We start from the raw sequence: 16,943 nt of genomic DNA on the forward strand, positions 1-16,943 counted from the left end.
AGCGCGGTCGTCGTAGCATTATCATTCATATTGGTGATCGCCAGTGGAGTCGGCGTTGTTCATTCTCCGTCAGCAACAGTCGCCATGATTTTTGGCACATTGGTTGTCATTGGCCTGTCACTGAGACCTACCGCCGCGGTCTACTTGACAATCCTACTTGCCGCTACAACATTGCCTGAAGTTGTTCCGACGACTTTTCGATTGGCCGGATTCAGCTTCCGCGCCTACGAACCATTCCTCGTTGTATCAGCAATTTATGTTCTTGTCCGATATAAGAGCTCTAGGTCAGCAAACATCAAAGTATGTTTTCTCGTATTCCTTTTTTTGGCGTGGTCAATCCTTGGCCTTTCCTTTGGAAATCCTCCCTTGAAGATAGTGGCCGACGTTAGGCTTCCGATCTATATGGCGATTGCGTATGCCATAGGATTAAGGATCGCTGGAACCGACCTGTCTCATAGAGTACTATCTACATTTCGTATTTCCCTATGGTTTTCCGCCGGAATCACACTTCTCAGTTCCACTACCGGTCTTCCAATCAACGGGCGCGAAGCAGACTCGACACTTAACTTGCAGGGTACTGGTGATGAGGCCATTCGCCTTCTTTCAGCAGCGACTTATCCTTCATTAGCAGTTTTATGCTCAGTCATTGCATTAGCGATCGCCGGGCGGGCCAGCCTTTGGTCAACGATATCCTTCGGCGCCCCGGCCCTATTTATCGTTGTGGTGAGTTTCTCAAGAAACAGCATTCTCGGTATTGGCGTGGCTGCTATATATGCTATAATAGCAGCCCGAAAAACGCGGGCGATGACAAGAGCATTGTCAATTGCTAGCGGAATTTTGACCGCCGCCATAGCAGTAGTCATCGCCGAACCCCTCTTGCGCGCGACATCCGGTGGAAGTTGGCTAGTCCAGCAGATAGAAGCTTTTCAGGGCCGTGTCCTTGGAGGGCTCACCACAGACGGACTTGCCACCGATGGTTCGGCTCAGTTTAGATTTGAGCAAGAGGACTTCTATCTACTACCCAAGATATGGGATTCACCTCTAATTGGACATGGATTTGGCTACGCATACAAACCACTTTTCACAGGAAGAATAGTGGCCAGCGATGATTTTCAATACTACGCTCATAATTTCTATCTTTGGCTTTTAGTCAAGACTGGCATCATAGGTCTCGCGATCTTTGTTTTCGCACTAGTCCTGCCACTCTTTCACGCTCAGCGTCATCTAGGCGCCCAGTCTCTAGCGACAGGGGCCGCCGCAGTAGGCTTGCTGGCCTGCTCGTTTGTAGCACCCATGCCTTTGGGGTCGCCAACCTCGGTTTTATTGGGTGTGCTGGCTGGGATCTGCGCGGCAGCAGCCCCAGGTGTATCTACGCGAGCTCCTGAAATGATTTCTCCGACTCTCGAAGTAGATGTTGAATGGCGGAACAAAAGATTGCCGTTGCATGCACACACCACGAGGCAGGGTGACCACTAATCGTGAAAATGCGGCAAACCCTACTTGGCAAAATATTTGCGAAGTATTCTCCGCACGTACCTTTCAAGAACGGTTTTCTCAAACTTTTGACACGGCTTGAGGGCGGGCAACTCTATTCGCTCACCTTGCGAGCTGTACTGCATCGGCACCATGGAGTCCAAGTAGGTAACTACTCCTACGGTTCGCTCCTTACTCCAGGCATGGCTGACAAACACACCATCATCGGGAACTACGTTTCGATAGGCCCCAATGTTCGTCGATTCGGCGCCGCTCATCCTTTGCAGGATCTCGCTATGCACCCCTTCTGGTATAACCCGAAGTTGGGGCTCGTGCCCAAGGCGTTTGACGTGCCACGAAAATCCTGCATTATCGGCGACGACGTCTGGATCGGAGCGAACTCCGTGATCCTGCCCGGTTGCACACGAATTGGAACCGGCGCGGCGATTGGGGCCGGTGCAATAGTCACCAAGGATGTCCCGGATTTTGCAGTAATGGTAGGAAGCCCCGCTCGACAGATCTCTACGAGACTAACCGAGCATGAGCAGGTCCAACTCCGTGAACTTGACCCATGGTCAAAGGACCCGGAATCAGCTTCGGAAATTTTGAAAAGCATAAGAATCGATCAAGAGTGAAATGGATCCGAAAATTCGTAGAGTTTCTCCGGCGTGACTCGCCGTCGCTCCTGGTTTTTGGTCGGCTAGGAGCATCTGCGCTTGCACTCATCAGCGCCCCCATCGTTGCTCGGGCCATAGGACCGGACGGAAGAGGCGACACAGCCGCAGCGATTGCACTTTTCTATATAGCGCCGATTCTTCTGGCACTCGGCATTCCGTTAGAGGTTCGGCGCCTTTCGGCCACCTCGGATGCGCAAAGCGCACTTCGATCCGCCAGGTTATTTTGCCTGCTGGCGCTACCCGTCAGCGCAGCAATTTCTGTAGTGCTCGGCCATACCCTCTTCACACAATTCGACGAGTCCACACGATGGGTCGCCATGGTGGGTGTCGCTCTGTGTCCGATGATGATGAGCTGGAGTTGTGATGTCAGCGTCCTGGTTGCGCAAGGAAGATACAGGGGCGTGATGGTCATGCAAATTGCGCAACCAGGAATTTACGTTCTGATAGTTGCGGCCTTGGCAATCTTCCAGTCAGCTTCTCCAGCCACGGTTCTAATTGCCAGTCTTTGCGGGACCACTACGACGTTTATCGTCGGTATGTGCCTGACGAAGACATCAATTACGGGTTCATACTTTCCATTTCTGGTCCTCACCAAGAATGCGATCAGGTTTGCGGGGAGTTCAATTGCCGAAGCTGCGTCAAGCCGACTAGACCAAGTCTTAGTTCTTCCTCTGATTGGATCATTTCAAGCAGGGATCTACTCCGTCGCGGTGACCGTCGCAGCAATTCCTCTATCTTTTGGGCAGGCACTCGGTGCTTCGTATTTCACTCCGATGGCGCGGGCGGAGGGGGCCGACAGACGGAATCTACAAACAGAGGCCGTTCGCTCTGCGGCAGCTCTAGCTATTCTCAGCTGCCCGGTATTGGCAATAGCAATCTATTTTGGGTTACCCATGCTATTTGGTGAGAGCTTTGAGGACTCAGTGTCCATTGCTCTTATTAGCCTCGTAGGAACAGCCGGAATGATGACCGCATACGTGTGTTCCATGGCCCTGGCGGCAGAAGGGCGTGGGGGCATTATGTCGGTTGCCCAAGTAATCTCACTCGCCGTAGGCGTTGGCCTACTCTTTCTCCTCGGTCCGGCATTTGGAGCAGCTGGCGCGGCCGTGGCTTCGACAATAAGCTATTTCCTTCTTCTTTTTGTTCTTATATCCGCTCTTCGAGTTCCCCTAAGGCGATGCATTCCAATGCTAGGTGATTTTCATAACTCTATTCATAAATTATTGAAGGGTAAATGAGACAAATATTCGGGTCGTCAGTTTTAGAAAATTCGAGGATAGATAATGAACACTAAAGAAGAGCTCGTCTCGATCAGTTGGGTCGATCACCACCGCCGGAGCGCCGAGCTTGCGGGGGCGCTGGGCGTCATTCCTCACTTCATCCGGAGCGACTCACGCTTGCTTCCCATCCGATATCTTCGGCAATGGATCCGGACTCGCAGGGTCCTCGCCTCACGCCCCAAGGCTGTGCTCGTCATGCAGCCGCCGGTTCTGTCCCTCGCATGCGCTTACCTGCACACCCGACGAGGCACCACCTTAATTGGCGATCTTCACACGGGAACATTCCGGGATCCGCGCTGGAAGTGGTCTGCGCCAATAGTCCTAGCAGTACTGAAGAGACGTGGCTTCGCGGTAGTTCCAAACGAAAGTCTGGCTAAACTGTGCCGCGACGCAGGAGTGCCCGTTGTCGTCAGTCACGGCTACTTGACCTCGTTTGATCATAAAGCCCATTCAGTCGTTCCGAAGGCTGTCGCACCCGACACTTCTTTCGTCCTAGTCCCGCTCGCGTTTGCCTACGACGAACCCATTGATGAGATTCTTGAAGCAGCAAGGCGTACCCCGCAGCTGACATGGGTGCTTACGGGCAAGGCGCCAAAATCTGTGGTGACGTCCGCGCCTAGGAATGTGATTCTGACGGGCTACGTTTCGAAAGAAGAGTACAGCGGCCTGCGCGCATCTGCGAGTGTTGTCGTTGCCGCCACTACAGCGGAGGACACGATGCAATCGGCGGGCTACGAGGCATTAGCAGCAGGTTCACCACTAGTCACGTCGCCAACCAAGGTGCTGACAGATTATTTTGGGGATGCCGCACTCTATGCAACTGGGAAGGCCAGCTCAATTGCTGAACAGGTCTCCTTCGCTTTTGAGAATCGCTCACCACTGGCAAATCGCATGGCCGCCCTCCGAGAAAAGCGTATTGCAGAGCAAGACGATGCGATCCTCCTCGTTAAACAGTGGATCTCCACATGATCTCGAAGCCGGCACCTGGGCTACCAACAAGCCCCATGTCGGCATGAAATCAACTGCACGAAATCCCCACGTCGTTGATGGCACGCAGGACAATGAGCCCATCGTTGCTGCCAACGATAGAATTAGACCGCTTCGACGTGCAAATCTCGGCACGCCCCCAGAAAGGCATCAACTTTGGAGTTAAGCGACTACCTTCGCATACTGCGTCGCAACTGGATGATACTGGTTGCCTGCACGGTTATGGGACTTTTTGTTGCAGCTGCGGCATCCCTGGCCATCAAGCCCACTTACTCGGCCCAAACGCGATTGTTCGTCGCTATTCAGAGCACTGGGACAGCCGCTGACCTACAGCAGGGCAACAATTTTAGTCAATCTCGAGTCCAGTCTTATGTAGAAACTGTCGGCACCCCGATTGTGCTCCAGCCCGTCATCGATAGTTTGGGCCTTGCGGCATCTCCTGCCGAGCTAAGCAAGAGCATCACGGCGTCCGCGGATCTAAAGACAGTATTGATCTCCATCACGGCCTCCGACTCGTCCCCAGTTCAGGCGGCAGCGATAGCGCAGGCAACTGCAAACAGTCTTGTCGACGTAATCAACACGCTGGAGGGTGCATCAGAAGGTACCCCCTCGCCGGTAAAGCTTTCTGTAGTAACGCCGGCTACCGCTCCACCAGCTCCGTCAGCGCCAAATACCCGGATGAACATTGCTATGGGAATGATCGTAGGGCTATCTCTGGGACTGGCGGCTACGGTCCTCCGTACAGTATTGGACACCCGAGTCCGCGGCGAGGCCGACATAAGGCGAATGACCCAAGCTCCGATTCTTGGCGGCATTTCCTTCGATAATGACGCCACTAGAAAACCGCTCCTCACTCAGGTGTTACCTCAGAGTCCCCGCGCAGAATCCTTCCGGCAAATACGTACGAACTTGCAGTTCGCACATGTCAGCCATGAATCAAAAGCCGTCCTCGTAACATCGTCACTCCCTGGGGAAGGTAAGACAACTACGGCGACCAACCTGGCAATAGCTTTGGCTCAGGCGGGCCAGTCAGTTGTCTTGGTAGACGCTGACCTACGCCGTCCCCGGGTTGACGACTATCTAGGATTGGATCGCAACGCTGGCCTGACCACTGCCCTTATCGGTGCTGCTCCGTTGGAAGAACTCGTTCAACGCTGGGGCGAGGATGAACTTTTCGTGCTCACTTCGGGTCAAATTCCCCCCAACCCAAGCGAACTTCTCGGCTCCGCACCTATGAAGGAACTCATTAAGTCTCTCGAAAGCACCTTCGACGCTGTAATAATCGATGCGCCACCGCTACTACCGGTCACGGATGCAGCCGTCCTTGCCCAGCAGGTCGGAGGAGTAGTCCTTGTCGTCGGCTCATCGCGCGTCAAAATAAATGACCTTCAGAAGTCAATTGCGGCTCTGGATATGGTTGACGCTGACGTCCTCGGCATCGTTATGAATTTGCTGCCGTTGAAGGGACCAGATGCATACGCGTACACCTACAACGCTTACAACGGGGAAGGCAGCAAAGCATCGGTTCCTTTTTCTCCCGATTCAGCAGTGCAGCGTGGTGTTTCGCACTTCCCAGCGCAGATTCGGAGCTAGTGGCCCGGAGCAGTCTCGATGCCAAAGCAATTGAGCTGTTGTTTTCAAGCGGCGCACTAGACGGCTGACGACATTTCCTTTCCAAGATCTCCCGTGCCATGTTTGAGGAGAAGTCACAACGGCTAAGGGATTGATTGCAAAAATAAAAATGGTTCGAACGGAATTTGGGGGCGTTTTGCAAGGGAATGACGACTGGCGCGGGCGTACGTCCCGACGCCTGGGGGTGGTTGACGCCCTAGTGATCTGTTGGGCTGTCCTTGGAGCATATATCGTGCGATTCGGCATTGAACCAGGATTCGTCGTAGTCGGACAAGAACTCAACTACATGTGGCTCTCCATTGCTTTGGGAGCTGCTTGGTGGTGGATGCTCGGTGCATGGAGTAGCCGGCAAAGTCGAATACTTGGCGCCGGCCCGGACGAATACAAGCGTGTTACGGCTGCATCGCTATGGTTGTTCGGCCTGCTGGCAATTTTCTCTTATGTGTTTCGAATTGAAACCGCACGCGGTTACGTCGGAATTGCATTGCCAGTTGGGCTTGGCGGACTGCTATTGGCGCGCTGGCTGTTGCGCCAACACCTCAGCGTGGAACGCCAGAAGGGTAAAAGTATGGCTCGGCTGTTGCTGGTCGGTGGCCCTGGTGCCATCGCTCACCTGGCTGCGTCGCTCTCCGGCGCAAAGCACGCAGGCTATCTCCCCATAGCCGCATACACGCCGGGAGCACCCGAGAACATCCTCCACGAGCCCCAATCTGGCCTCAAGATCCTCGGACACGAAAGAGATGCTTCGTCAATTTTGCACGCGATCGACCTGTGCGAAGCAGACGCCGTAGCGGTATCCGCCGGAGTTCAGTTACATCCACACACTCTCCGCCAGCTCGGTTGGGAACTCGCTTCCCGAAATATCAGCCTAATAATGGCACCCGCCCTGACGGACATTGCTGGCCCTCGGATTCACACCCAACAAGTAGCAGGCCTGCCGCTTATTCACGTAACAACGCCAACCTTAGAAGGCGGGCAAAAGGTTGCAAAACGGCTGTTTGATCTAATCGTTTCTGGGGCACTTATTGCTGTACTTTTTCCAGTCATGCTGCTACTTGCAGTTGTCGTAAGGATGGATAGCCCCGGTCCAATCCTTTTCAAGCAGGAAAGAGTTGGTATTGAAGGACGTCCATTTCGAATGCTAAAGTTCCGTTCAATGGTAGAGGATGCTGAGGCTAGGTTGTTGGCACTCTCGACAAAGAATGAAGGAAATGGCGTTCTTTTCAAAATGAAGAATGACCCTCGCATAACACGATCCGGTCGCCTTCTGCGAAGATTCAGCCTTGATGAACTCCCTCAACTACTGAATGTCTTCGCTGGCTCAATGAGTCTGGTTGGACCCAGACCGCCACTGCCAAGTGAGGTCAAAGTATATGAACACGATGTTCGCCGTCGACTTCTGGTCAAGCCAGGCCTTACAGGGCTATGGCAAGTAAGCGGACGATCCAATCTTTCTTGGCAGGATTCCGTGCGACTGGACCTTTACTATGTCGAAAATTGGTCTTTAGCGGGGGATCTCCTTATCTTACTAAGGACCTTCAGGGCAGTATTTCAAAGTACCGGTGCATACTAAGCGCATCCTCGGTCCGTTTGTCCATGAAAGGCAACATGAATTGCAACTTCAAAACTACGTCAGTTGATCACGCTGCGCTGCGCTTGCCAATTAACCCTATTGGTGGTCTTCTATGACGGCTAACTCAGATTTCCGTAACTCACCGAGAAAGAAGAAGGGACAATCCGGAACGCATCAACGTCCAAAGAAAAAATATCTAACAGTAGTTTGCCTAAGTATTGCCGCTGTCGCCGTCGTTGGTTGTAGTGCGTGGATAGGCACGAAAGCACTTTTAGTTAAGGACGAACTTCAAGGTGTAGCAGCCTTGGTCCCCACACTCAAAGCCAATTTATCCGCCAACCAGGCCGACGAGGCGGCAGTCACTGCCGCCAAGATGCGACAAGGCACCACCGCAGCCCGAGCGGCCGCCTCCGACCCGTTGTGGACGCTGGCCTCAAGTATTCCGTGGCTCGGGCCCAACCTCAGTGCGACTGCGGAGGTGGCGCGCACCTCGGACGATGTGATCCGTCTCGGGTTAGAACCGATCGTGAATGTTTTTCATACGTTGGACTTTGACTCCATTCTCCCCAATGCCACCGGCGCAGATTTGGGTCCGCTAAAAAGTGCAGGTCCCCAAGTTTCCAATGCCGCATACGCCGTCAAGGCTTCGACGGAACGGCTCGAGGCCATCGATACAAGTCCCCTTCTACCGCAAATAGCCGAGCCATTGTTGGAGGTACGGGAGCAACTGCGTTCTGTAACTGGCGCGCTGGATGCTTCCGCTGACGCAGCTTTTCTCCTCCCCGAAATGCTTGGTGCCGAGAAGCAGCGGAATTACTTACTAATGATTCAAAACAATGCTGAAACGCGCGCCTCCGGCGGTATTCCTGGTGCGTTGGCAGTCCTTACATTAGACAATGGAAGGATGAGCCTCGGTACTCAAAGCAGTGCCGGCGAGATCGGCGTCATGAGTCCACCGTTGCCAGTGAACGGTGAACAGCAGCAGATCTACTCCACGCGCATCGGAAAGTTCATGCAGGACGTTAATCTGACTCCCGATTTCCCGACCGCAGCAAGTACTGCTCAGGCTATGTGGGAAAGAAGACTAGGCCAAAAAGTCGATGGAATTATCTCCATAGATCCGATAGTTCTTGGTTATATCCTTGACGCGATGGGCCCAGTTAAGATCGACAATCCGTCATTAGTGGCTCTGGCAGGCGCAAACTTGCCTACTGAACTGGACGGCAAGAACGTCGTTCCGACTTTGCTATCCAAGGTCTACTCCCAAATCCAGGAACCTAAACTTCAAGACGTATACTTTGCCGGCGTCGCAGAAGAAATTTTTGGTGCCCTTTCCGACGGTAAGGGCGATTCGAAGGGGTTACTAAAGGGCCTCGCACGCGGAACAGAAGAGGGCCGAGTTCTTTTGTGGTCCGGGCTTCCCGTGGAACAGGCGGTCATCGCCAAGTACGCACTAAGCGGCTCTACAGCCGGTGTGAGTGTTGCACCGGCCCAGTTCGGCGTCTATTTTAACGATGGAACCGGTGCCAAGATGGACTACTATGTAAAGCGCACCGTTCAGCTTGTGAAGGCTTGCCCCATGGATGGGTACGAGCAGACCACGGTCCGAGTGACCAGCACCAATACGGCCCCCCTAGACGCCGCAACATCCCTTCCGTCGTATGTGACCGGTGACGGAATATATGGCGTGCCCCCAGGATCCGTGCAAACCAACCTCGTAGCTTACGGCCCCGTGCAGGCAAATGTGGAGACAGTTACCGACGGCAGCAAGCAAGTGGGGTTCGCTCCATATCTCCATGGCGACAGGCCTGTTGGTGTATACGCCATCCGCCTGGCACCCGGTGAAAGCAAAACAGTGGACTTCACGTTCGGAAAGATCGTGCAGCATACGGAACCTTCACTGGTTGTCACACCAACAGTGCAGCCCGTCAAAGACGTAATCCTGCCAAATCTTGAGTCTGTATGTGGCTGAAAATAAGACCATCGCGTTAACACTATGTAAACCGTATGGATTGACGTTGCTCACACGGAATGACTGCTGGTAACGTCTGCAGTGGGATAAATATCCGTAGTTCTGCACCTGGTCTTAGTGCGGAGGGGGAAAACTCCTAATCGGGTACCAACAAAACTTAAAGTCTCCGGGGGGACACACATGAAAAAAACACTCGCTACTATCGCGCTTGCGGGCTCCATTGCACTCATCGGCTCGGCTCCCGCCATGGCCGCCCAGTACCCGGTGACTCCGCCGGCCGCTGCTGTCACCACCGGTACGCCGGCACCGGGCCAGACGTTCATCTTCACCGGATCGGGCCTGTTCCCGAACGAGGAAGTTGTTGTCACCGTGACGCCGTTGGATGAGTCTGCACAGGGCGCGGGTACCACGTCCGTCGCCTCCGTGATCAGCGTGTTCACGGCACCGCAGACCTTCGGCACCACCACCGACGGCCAGGGCGCCTTCTCCATCCCGCTCGCCCTGAACGAAGCAGGCACTTACAGCATCACCGCCCGTGGCGTGACCTCCGGCATCACCGTTGGTCCCGTTGTGGTGAAGGTTGCGGCTTCGCTGGCCAACACCGGCGGCAACGCATCCGGCAACGCCGGCGGCGGCGCTCCGCTGGCCAACACGGGCTCCGGCCTGGCCAACACCGGTGCCGATTCCGGCCTGATCCTCTGGACCCTGGTTGGCGCGGGCGCGCTGGCTGCCGGTGCAACCTCTGTTGTGGTTGTCCGCCGCAAGGCCAAGTCCGAGGTTGCTGCCTAACTAGCAGCCTCACCAAGCACCACGGAAAGTGGGCGGCCCCGGGAAACCGGAAAGCCGCCCACTTTCCACATTTAACCCCGAAACCCCTGCGGTGGACTGCTCCGCCTGTGGTACTGATTGGACCTATGGGGAGACCATGGCGCAGCACACCACACACCTGCCTGCCTCTGGCCTGCCTCCGCGGGCTCCAGGCGGCCCGGTGAGGCTCCTGGACAACCACCGGCTCTGGCAGGCGGTCCTGCTGGCCATGATGGTCCCCCTGGCTTTTGTGGCCTTCTGGCCCACGCCGGTGGATGCGCCCGTGGGCAATGAGTTGCAGGACTTCCTGCGCCGGCTCCACCGGCACGGAATCCCCCGCTGGGTCAATTACCGTTTTGTGGAAATGTCCGCCAACGTGGCCCTTTTTGTGCCGCTCGGATTTGTGGCCGCCCTTGCCTTTTTCCGGAAACGCTGGTGGCAAGGCGGGCTGGTGGGGCTGTTGCTTTCCTGCTGCATTGAACTGGGCCAGCTGCTGTTTCTCCAGGACCGTTTTGCCAGCCCCATTGACCTCATGACAAACACGTCAGGCGCAGTCATAGGCGCGCTCATTGCCACCGCTGCCATCAAAATAAAACAGGCCCGCCGCCTTGCGGCAGCGGACCTGTGAAAAGCGTTGATTAAAGCTAGTTGACGAAGGCTTTCATCCAGCTTTTGAGGTCTTCGCCGAATTCCACGCGCTCGGAGGCCAGGGTGATGACGGCCTTGAGGTAGCTGAGCTTGTCGCCGGTGTCATACCGGCGGCCCTTGAAGACCACCCCGTACACCCCGGAGCCGTTGCCCTCGCCCGCGGCAAGGGTCTGCAGCGCGTCCGTCAGCTGGATCTCGTTGCCGCGGCCGGGAGGGGTGTTCTCCAGGACACCGAACACGGCCGGGTGCAGCACGTACCGGCCGATCACGGCCAGGTTGGACGGCGCCTCACCCACAGCAGGCTTTTCCACCAGGGAGTTCACGCGGACGTAGTCCTCGCCCGCCACCACGGAAATGTCGGCGCAGCCGTAAGCGCTGATCTGCGAGGGGTCAACCTCGATCAGGGCGATCACCGACCCGCCGGTCTTCTGCTGGACCTCCATCATGGTGCTCAGCAGGGACTCGGCCTCATCGATGAGGTCATCCCCCAGGAGCACCGCGAACGGCTCGTTGCCCACGTGCTGGCTGGCGCACAGCACCGCATGGCCCAGGCCCTTGGCCTCACCCTGGCGCACGTAGTGGATGGGGCCCAGGTTGGAGGCGTGCTCCACGGCAGCAAGCTTGTCCGTGTCACCCTTCCGCTCCAAGGCACCTTCCAGGCCGGGTTCCCGGTCAAAGTGGTCCTCCAGGGCACGCTTGTTCCGTCCCGTAATCATCAGCAGGTCAGTCAGGCCCGAATTCACGGCCTCCTCCACCACGTACTGGATGGCCGGCCGGTCAACAACCGGCAGCATTTCCTTCGGCATTGCCTTGGTGGCGGGCAGGAAGCGAGTCCCCAATCCGGCAGCAGGAATGACGGCTTTGGTTATAGCTCTCCCCATAGTCATAGCTGAACCTTACAAATCAAGCATGGCGGATGGCAATTTGCCGCCGGTAAATTGCGGTGCCCGTTTTTCCTGGAAGGCCCGGAACCCTTCGGCATAATCGTCCGTTGAGCACAGGCGGGCCTGCTCCGCGTTCTCCTCCTGCATGGCCTTCCACAGGCCTAGGCGCTGGTCCCGGATGTGTGCCACCAGGTCCTTGCTGGCCGTGAACGCCTCTGTTGCACCTGCCGCCACACGCGCCACAATCTGCCGCGTTGACCCCAGAAGTTCATCGGCCGGCATGGCCCGGCTGAACATTCCCTGCGCCACAGCCTCCGCGCCACTGATCAGTTCCGCTGTGTAAATCAAGTCCAGCGTGCGGTGCATGCCCAGGCGCTCGGTGAAGTACCAGTGCCCGCCGGAATCCAGCGTGGCCCCCAGCTTGGCGAACGGCGACCCGAACTTGGCGTTCTCCGCCACGTACACCACGTCCGTGGCCAGCAGCAGGCCCAGCCCCACCCCCAGGCAGGCACCGTGCGCGGCAGCGAAGGTGGGCGCCGGGAACGCTGCCATCTTCTGCAGCAGCGGCTCCACCAACCCACCCAAGTAAGCGGCGGCGTCGTCATTCTCCGGCGTGACCCCGGAAATGTCGCGGCCCGCGCAGAAGGCCCGGCCCTCTCCCCGAAGGAGCAGGGCCCGGACCTTCCCGCGGGAGGCGGCGGCAGCGGCGTCGTCGTACGCCTGTGTTAAATCCTTGAGGGCCTGCTCATCCAGCGAATTCAGCTTGTGCGGCGCGTCCAGCACCACCTCGGCCACGTTGTTGCTGATGGAAAGGGAAATCATGGCTTGCTCCTTGGATTCCGGCGAAGGGGCTTAGACGTCAAAGTCCAGCGTGACGTCTTTGCTGGTGGGGTGCGACTGGCAGGTGAGCACGTAGCCCTTGTCCAGCTCATCCTGCTCCAGCGCGTAATTTTCGTCCATGGTGACGCTGCCGCTGACCACCTTGGCGCGGCAGGTCCCGCATACTCCCCCGGCGCACGCGAACGGCACATCGGGGCGGACCCGCAGGGCTGCATTCAGGATGGACTCGCGGGCATGCGTGGGCGTGGCCACCTCCCCCTGCAGGCCGTCCAGCTTGAACGTGATCTTGTAGGTATCCTGGGACTCGTCCACCACCACGGGACGGCCGGCCTGGCCCTCCGGACGGTCCGGCTTGCCGGAGGTGAACAGCTCGAACCGGACGTTCTCCGGCTTCACGCCGCGCTCCGCCAGGGTGTCCCGGCACAGCTGCACCAGCTCAAACGGCCCGCACAGGAACCATTCGTCCACATCGTCAGCGTGGATGGCGGTGCCCAGGAGCTGCTGCAGCTTCTCCGCATCAATCCGGCCGCTCAGCAGCGGTGCGATCCGCTGCTCCCGGGACAGCACGTGGTGGATGGCCAGACGCTGCGGGTACCGGTCCTTCAGATCCGCAAGTTCCTCCAGGAACATCACGTCCATGGCGGCCTTGTTGGCGTAGATCAGGTCGAACCGGGTGTCCGGGTTGGCCAGCAGCGTCCGGGCAATGGCAATCACCGGGGTGATGCCGGACCCCGCCGCGATGGCCACGAAGCTGCCCGCCTCCCCCGCCAGGTCCTCCGGGTGGTTCATGGAGTTCATAACGTTTTGCTCCACCGAGCCGTCCCGGCCGTGCTTGGACACAAACGCGCCCATGGGGCTCATCACCTCCAGGGTGTCCCCCGCCTTCAGCTCGGCGTTGGCCCACGTGGAGAACAGCCCGCCCAGGTCCTGCTTCACGGCCACCCGGATCTCACTGGTCCCGTCCGCGAAGCTGCGCGGCTCGGCGCAGATGGAGTAGCTGCGCCGCACCTCATGGAGTTCGCCGTCAGCATCCGGCAGCGTGGTGCGCAGGGCAACGTACTGGCCTGGGAGGTAGTCGAATTTCCCGGCCAGGTCCTGGGGCACCCCGAAGGTGACCTCGATGGCATCGTCGGTCAGCCGGCGCACCTCCGCCACGGTGAGGGTGTGGAAGGACGGACGACGGCGGCCGGTGGCCTCCGCCGTTTCGGCGGCGCTCTGGCGGACAACAGTCATGGGGTGCTTCCTTTACAGGACTTTGAAGTAGTCGAACGGTTCGCTGCAGTCCTGGCAGACGTAGAGCGCCTTGCAGGACGTGGAACCGAAGCGGGTGAGTTCCTTGGTGTGCAGGCTGGCGCACTGCGGGCACTTCACGGCCATCTGCAGCCGGATGGGACCTGCGTGCCGGGCCGCGCCCGCCAGCCCGGTAGGCGGTGCGATGCCGTACTCCTGCAGCTTCTGCTTTCCGGCGTCCGTCATCCAGTCGGTGGTCCAGGCCGGGGCGAGCACCAGGTCCACGTGCACGTCCGCGTAACCCTCTTTGGCGTAGGCGGCCTGGAGGTCGTCACGGATGGCGTCCATGGCGGGGCAGCCCGAATAGGTGGGCGTGATGGTGACCGTGACGCGCTCCCCCGCCACCTGCACGTCGCGGAGGATCCCCAGGTCCGCGATGGTGAGGACGGGGATCTCCGGATCGCACACGGTGGCGGCGATGTCCCAAACCTGTTGGGCCGCCGTCGTACGTTCCATTGCCACGGCGGTCACCACTTGGCTCCGGGATGCTCGCGGGCCAGGACCTGCATCTCCGCGAGGAGGTAGCCCAGGTGTTCGGAGTGCTTGCCGGTGCGGCCGCCGCCGGGCGCTGCCGGGACCTCCGGCACCTCGAGTTCCGCCGCCGCCAGGAGCTCGCCGGCCAGCCGGTCAAAGTCCTCCCGCAGGCTGGACGGCAGCACTGCCGCACCGGCCTGGGCCAGCCGCTCCGTGAGGTCATCGTCCTGGAACAGTTCGTTGACGTAGGGCCACATCAGGCGCAGCCCGTGGATCATCCGGCGGCGGGATTCCTCGGTGCCGCCGGCCAGGCGCAGGATCCACTGGGCGCTGTGGTCCCGGTGGTAATCCACTTCCTTGACGGCTTTGGCGGCGATGGCGGCCAGGGTGGCGTCGCTGGATTCGGTGAGCCGGCGGTACAGCTCGAACTGGTAGTAGCTGACCATAAACTGCCGGGCGATGGTCACGGCGAAGTCGCCGTTGGGCTGTTCGAACAGCTGCGCGGAGCGGAACTGGTGTTCGCGGCGGAAGTAGGCCAGGTCATCCTCGGTCCTGGCCGTGCCGTCCGGGTTGTCCATCCCGCCGGCCGCGTAGGTGAGGAAGGACCGGGCGTGGCCCAGCTGGTCCAGGGCGATGTTGCCCAGTGCCACATCCTCCTCCAGCTCCGGGGCCCGTGAAATCCAGTGGCCCAGGCGCTGGGACAGGATCAGGGCGTCGTCGCCCAGCCGGAGCGCGTACTCGGCGATGTCTGCGGTGGGCTTGACCTGGCCGGTGCGGACCTCCAGGGCGATGTCCTCGGGGCGGAGGGCGTTGCCGGGGGTGATGCGGGTGGCGCTGGCGTTGCTGTCGCCGCTGCCGGCCACACCGGTGGAGATGTCGCCGTGGCCGGTTTCCTGTGCCGTGTTGGTTCCGGTGGGGGTCACAGGTGCTTCACCCCTTCGCTTTTGGTGTAATACGTGGCGTGCCGGTAATCCTTGCCCTGCGGGGACTCGAAGAACGATCCCTTGGCGTCCGGGTCGCTGGCGGCGATGGCGTCCGCCGGGACCACCCAGATGGAGACGCCCTCGTTGCGGCGCGTGTAGAGGTCCCGGGCGTTGCGGAGGGCCATGGCGGCGTCCGGCGCGTGCAGGGAGCCGGCGTGCACGTGGCTCAGGCCGCGGCTGGAGCGGACAAAGACCTCCCAGAGGCCCCAGCCGTTCCGGACTCCCGCTTCCTTCGCTGCTGCCTCCGGGCTGGGGGTTCCAGCCGGAACCTTTGCGGCTTCTTCGGCTACTTCCCTGGCGGCGCTGACGGGGGCATCGGGGTTTCCGTGTGGTGGCGTCATGCTGCGAATTCCTTTGTCTCTTTGGCCTGCTGTTTTGCTGCGTAGGCGGCCGCGGCCTCGCGGACCCAGGCGCCGTCGTCGTGCGCTTCCCGGCGACGTTCCAGGCGCTGGGCGTTGCAGGGACCGCGGCCGGCCAGGACCTCCTGGAACTCGTTCCAGTCCAGGGGGCCGTGCTCCCACTTTTTGGTGTCCTCGTTGAAGCGGACCTGATCATCGGGGAGCGTGAGGCCCAGGACCCGGACCTGCTCCACCATCATTCCCACAAACCGGCTGCGGAGCTCGTCATTGCTGAAGCGCTTGATGTTCCAGGCCATGGACTGCTTGGAGTTTGGCGAATCGTCGTCCGGCGGGCCAAACATCATCAGGGCCGGGGCGTACCAGCGGTCCACGGCGTCCTGCGCCATCTGCTTTTGTTCCGGGGTGCCGTTGGCGAGTTCCAGGAGGATCTCGAAGCCCTGGCGCTGGTGGAATGACTCCTCCTTGCAGACGCGGACCATCGCCCGGCCGTACGGTCCGTAGGAGGCACGGCACAGCGGAACCTGGTTGCAGATGGCGGCACCGTCCACCAGCCAGCCGATGGCGCCCATGTCCGCCCAGGTCCGGGCCGGGTAGTTGAAGATGCTTGAGTAGCGGGCCTTGCCGGCGATCAGGTCCGCCATCATCTGGTCCCTCGACTGGCCGAGCGTCTCCGCGGCGGAGTAGAGGTACAGCCCGTGGCCGGCCTCGTCCTGGACCTTGGCCATCAGGATGGCCTTGCGCTTGAGGCTGGGCGCCCGGGAAATCCAGTTGGCTTCGGGCTGCATGCCGATGATTTCCGAGTGCGCATGCTGGGAGATCTGGCGCAACAGCGTCTTCCGGTAGGCCGGGGGCATCCAGTCCCGGGGCTCGATCCGGGAATCCTCCGCCATGACGCGGTCAAAGTAGGCCTGGCCGTCCGCCTGGTGCTGCCGGGCCTGTTCCTGGGCTGCTTCCGCCTGGGGCTCTGCGGGCACTGACTGCAGGTTCTGCGCTGCCATGGTTGCTCCTATGCAATGTCCTTCTGGACGGCCGCAGATTTATTTACCGACCGTTCGTTCAGGATA

At 59.0% G+C, this 16,943-nt stretch carries 16 protein-coding genes; 9 read left to right on the plus strand and 7 right to left on the minus strand.

Features of this window, described 5'->3' with window-relative positions; translation table 11 throughout:
* Nucleotides 1–33 precede the first annotated feature (33 nt).
* The 9 genes from ACRB8A_RS15020 to ACRB8A_RS15060 all read left to right on the plus strand — a co-directional run bounded on the left by ACRB8A_RS15020 (nt 34) and on the right by ACRB8A_RS15060 (nt 11,029).
* Nucleotides 34–1,476, plus strand: a complete 1,443-nt coding sequence (locus ACRB8A_RS15020) for an O-antigen ligase family protein (protein ID WP_432246051.1) — start codon at nt 34–36, stop codon at nt 1,474–1,476.
* Between the two features lie 200 nt (nt 1,477–1,676).
* Entirely contained in the window at nt 1,677–2,108 is a 432-nt protein-coding gene (locus ACRB8A_RS15025) for a hypothetical protein (RefSeq protein WP_432245006.1), read from the plus strand.
* Nucleotides 2,105–3,388: an oligosaccharide flippase family protein gene (locus tag ACRB8A_RS15030; RefSeq protein WP_432245007.1), complete on the plus strand. Its 1,284-nt coding sequence runs from the start codon at nt 2,105–2,107 to the stop codon at nt 3,386–3,388. Before ACRB8A_RS15025 ends, ACRB8A_RS15030 begins: the two co-directional genes overlap by 4 nt.
* A gap of 45 nt (nt 3,389–3,433) precedes the next feature.
* The gene (locus ACRB8A_RS15035; RefSeq protein ID WP_432245008.1) at nt 3,434–4,399 is read left to right on the plus strand and encodes a glycosyltransferase; all 966 of its coding nucleotides are present in this window, start codon (nt 3,434–3,436) and stop codon (nt 4,397–4,399) included.
* A gap of 174 nt (nt 4,400–4,573) precedes the next feature.
* Nucleotides 4,574–6,010, plus strand: a complete 1,437-nt coding sequence (locus ACRB8A_RS15040) for a polysaccharide biosynthesis tyrosine autokinase (RefSeq protein WP_432245009.1) — start codon at nt 4,574–4,576, stop codon at nt 6,008–6,010.
* A 148-nt stretch (nt 6,011–6,158) separates the two neighbouring features.
* Complete coding sequence (locus ACRB8A_RS15045) at nt 6,159–7,622, plus strand: sugar transferase (RefSeq protein ID WP_432246052.1); 1,464 nt, start codon at nt 6,159–6,161, stop codon at nt 7,620–7,622.
* A 112-nt stretch (nt 7,623–7,734) separates the two neighbouring features.
* Nucleotides 7,735–9,594 carry a DUF4012 domain-containing protein gene (locus ACRB8A_RS15050; protein WP_432245010.1) on the plus strand — a complete coding sequence of 620 codons (1,860 nt, stop codon included), beginning with the start codon at nt 7,735–7,737 and terminating at the stop codon, nt 9,592–9,594.
* A gap of 180 nt (nt 9,595–9,774) precedes the next feature.
* Nucleotides 9,775–10,383, plus strand: coding sequence for an LPXTG cell wall anchor domain-containing protein (locus ACRB8A_RS15055; RefSeq protein WP_432245011.1), 609 nt, complete (start codon nt 9,775–9,777; stop codon nt 10,381–10,383).
* A gap of 199 nt (nt 10,384–10,582) precedes the next feature.
* Nucleotides 10,583–11,029 carry a VanZ family protein gene (locus ACRB8A_RS15060; RefSeq protein ID WP_050683471.1) on the plus strand — a complete coding sequence of 149 codons (447 nt, stop codon included), beginning with the start codon at nt 10,583–10,585 and terminating at the stop codon, nt 11,027–11,029.
* Between the two features lie 16 nt (nt 11,030–11,045).
* On the opposite strand, the gene galU is transcribed toward ACRB8A_RS15060, so the two are convergent.
* The 7 genes from galU to paaA are packed head-to-tail and all read right to left on the minus strand — an operon-like array spanning nt 11,046 to nt 16,877.
* Nucleotides 11,046–11,936: a UTP--glucose-1-phosphate uridylyltransferase GalU gene (galU, locus tag ACRB8A_RS15065; RefSeq protein WP_285240458.1), complete on the minus strand. Its 891-nt coding sequence runs from the start codon at nt 11,934–11,936 to the stop codon at nt 11,046–11,048.
* Between the two features lie 9 nt (nt 11,937–11,945).
* On the minus strand, nt 11,946–12,755 hold the full coding sequence (locus tag ACRB8A_RS15070; protein WP_432245012.1) for an enoyl-CoA hydratase/isomerase family protein: 810 nt from the start codon (nt 12,753–12,755) through the stop codon (nt 11,946–11,948).
* Nucleotides 12,756–12,785: 30 nt separating this feature from the next.
* The gene (gene paaE / locus ACRB8A_RS15075; RefSeq protein WP_285240456.1) at nt 12,786–14,006 is read right to left on the minus strand and encodes a 1,2-phenylacetyl-CoA epoxidase subunit PaaE; all 1,221 of its coding nucleotides are present in this window, start codon (nt 14,004–14,006) and stop codon (nt 12,786–12,788) included.
* A 12-nt stretch (nt 14,007–14,018) separates the two neighbouring features.
* Nucleotides 14,019–14,519: a 1,2-phenylacetyl-CoA epoxidase subunit PaaD gene (gene paaD, locus ACRB8A_RS15080; RefSeq protein ID WP_285240489.1), complete on the minus strand. Its 501-nt coding sequence runs from the start codon at nt 14,517–14,519 to the stop codon at nt 14,019–14,021.
* A gap of 11 nt (nt 14,520–14,530) precedes the next feature.
* Entirely contained in the window at nt 14,531–15,460 is a 930-nt protein-coding gene (paaC, locus tag ACRB8A_RS15085; RefSeq protein ID WP_432245013.1) for a 1,2-phenylacetyl-CoA epoxidase subunit PaaC, read from the minus strand.
* Nucleotides 15,457–15,861, minus strand: coding sequence for a 1,2-phenylacetyl-CoA epoxidase subunit PaaB (gene paaB / locus ACRB8A_RS15090; RefSeq protein ID WP_056596652.1), 405 nt, complete (start codon nt 15,859–15,861; stop codon nt 15,457–15,459). The genes paaC and paaB overlap by 4 nt, the downstream gene beginning before the upstream one ends.
* Nucleotides 15,858–16,877 (minus strand): 1,2-phenylacetyl-CoA epoxidase subunit PaaA, encoded by a 1,020-nt coding sequence (gene paaA, locus ACRB8A_RS15095; RefSeq protein WP_056596647.1) that lies wholly within the window; start codon nt 16,875–16,877, stop codon nt 15,858–15,860. Before paaA ends, paaB begins: the two co-directional genes overlap by 4 nt.
* Nucleotides 16,878–16,943 lie beyond the last annotated feature (66 nt).

Source organism: Arthrobacter sp. G.S.26 (assembly GCF_050847375.1).
In the GTDB taxonomy this organism is placed as follows: domain Bacteria; phylum Actinomycetota; class Actinomycetes; order Actinomycetales; family Micrococcaceae; genus Arthrobacter.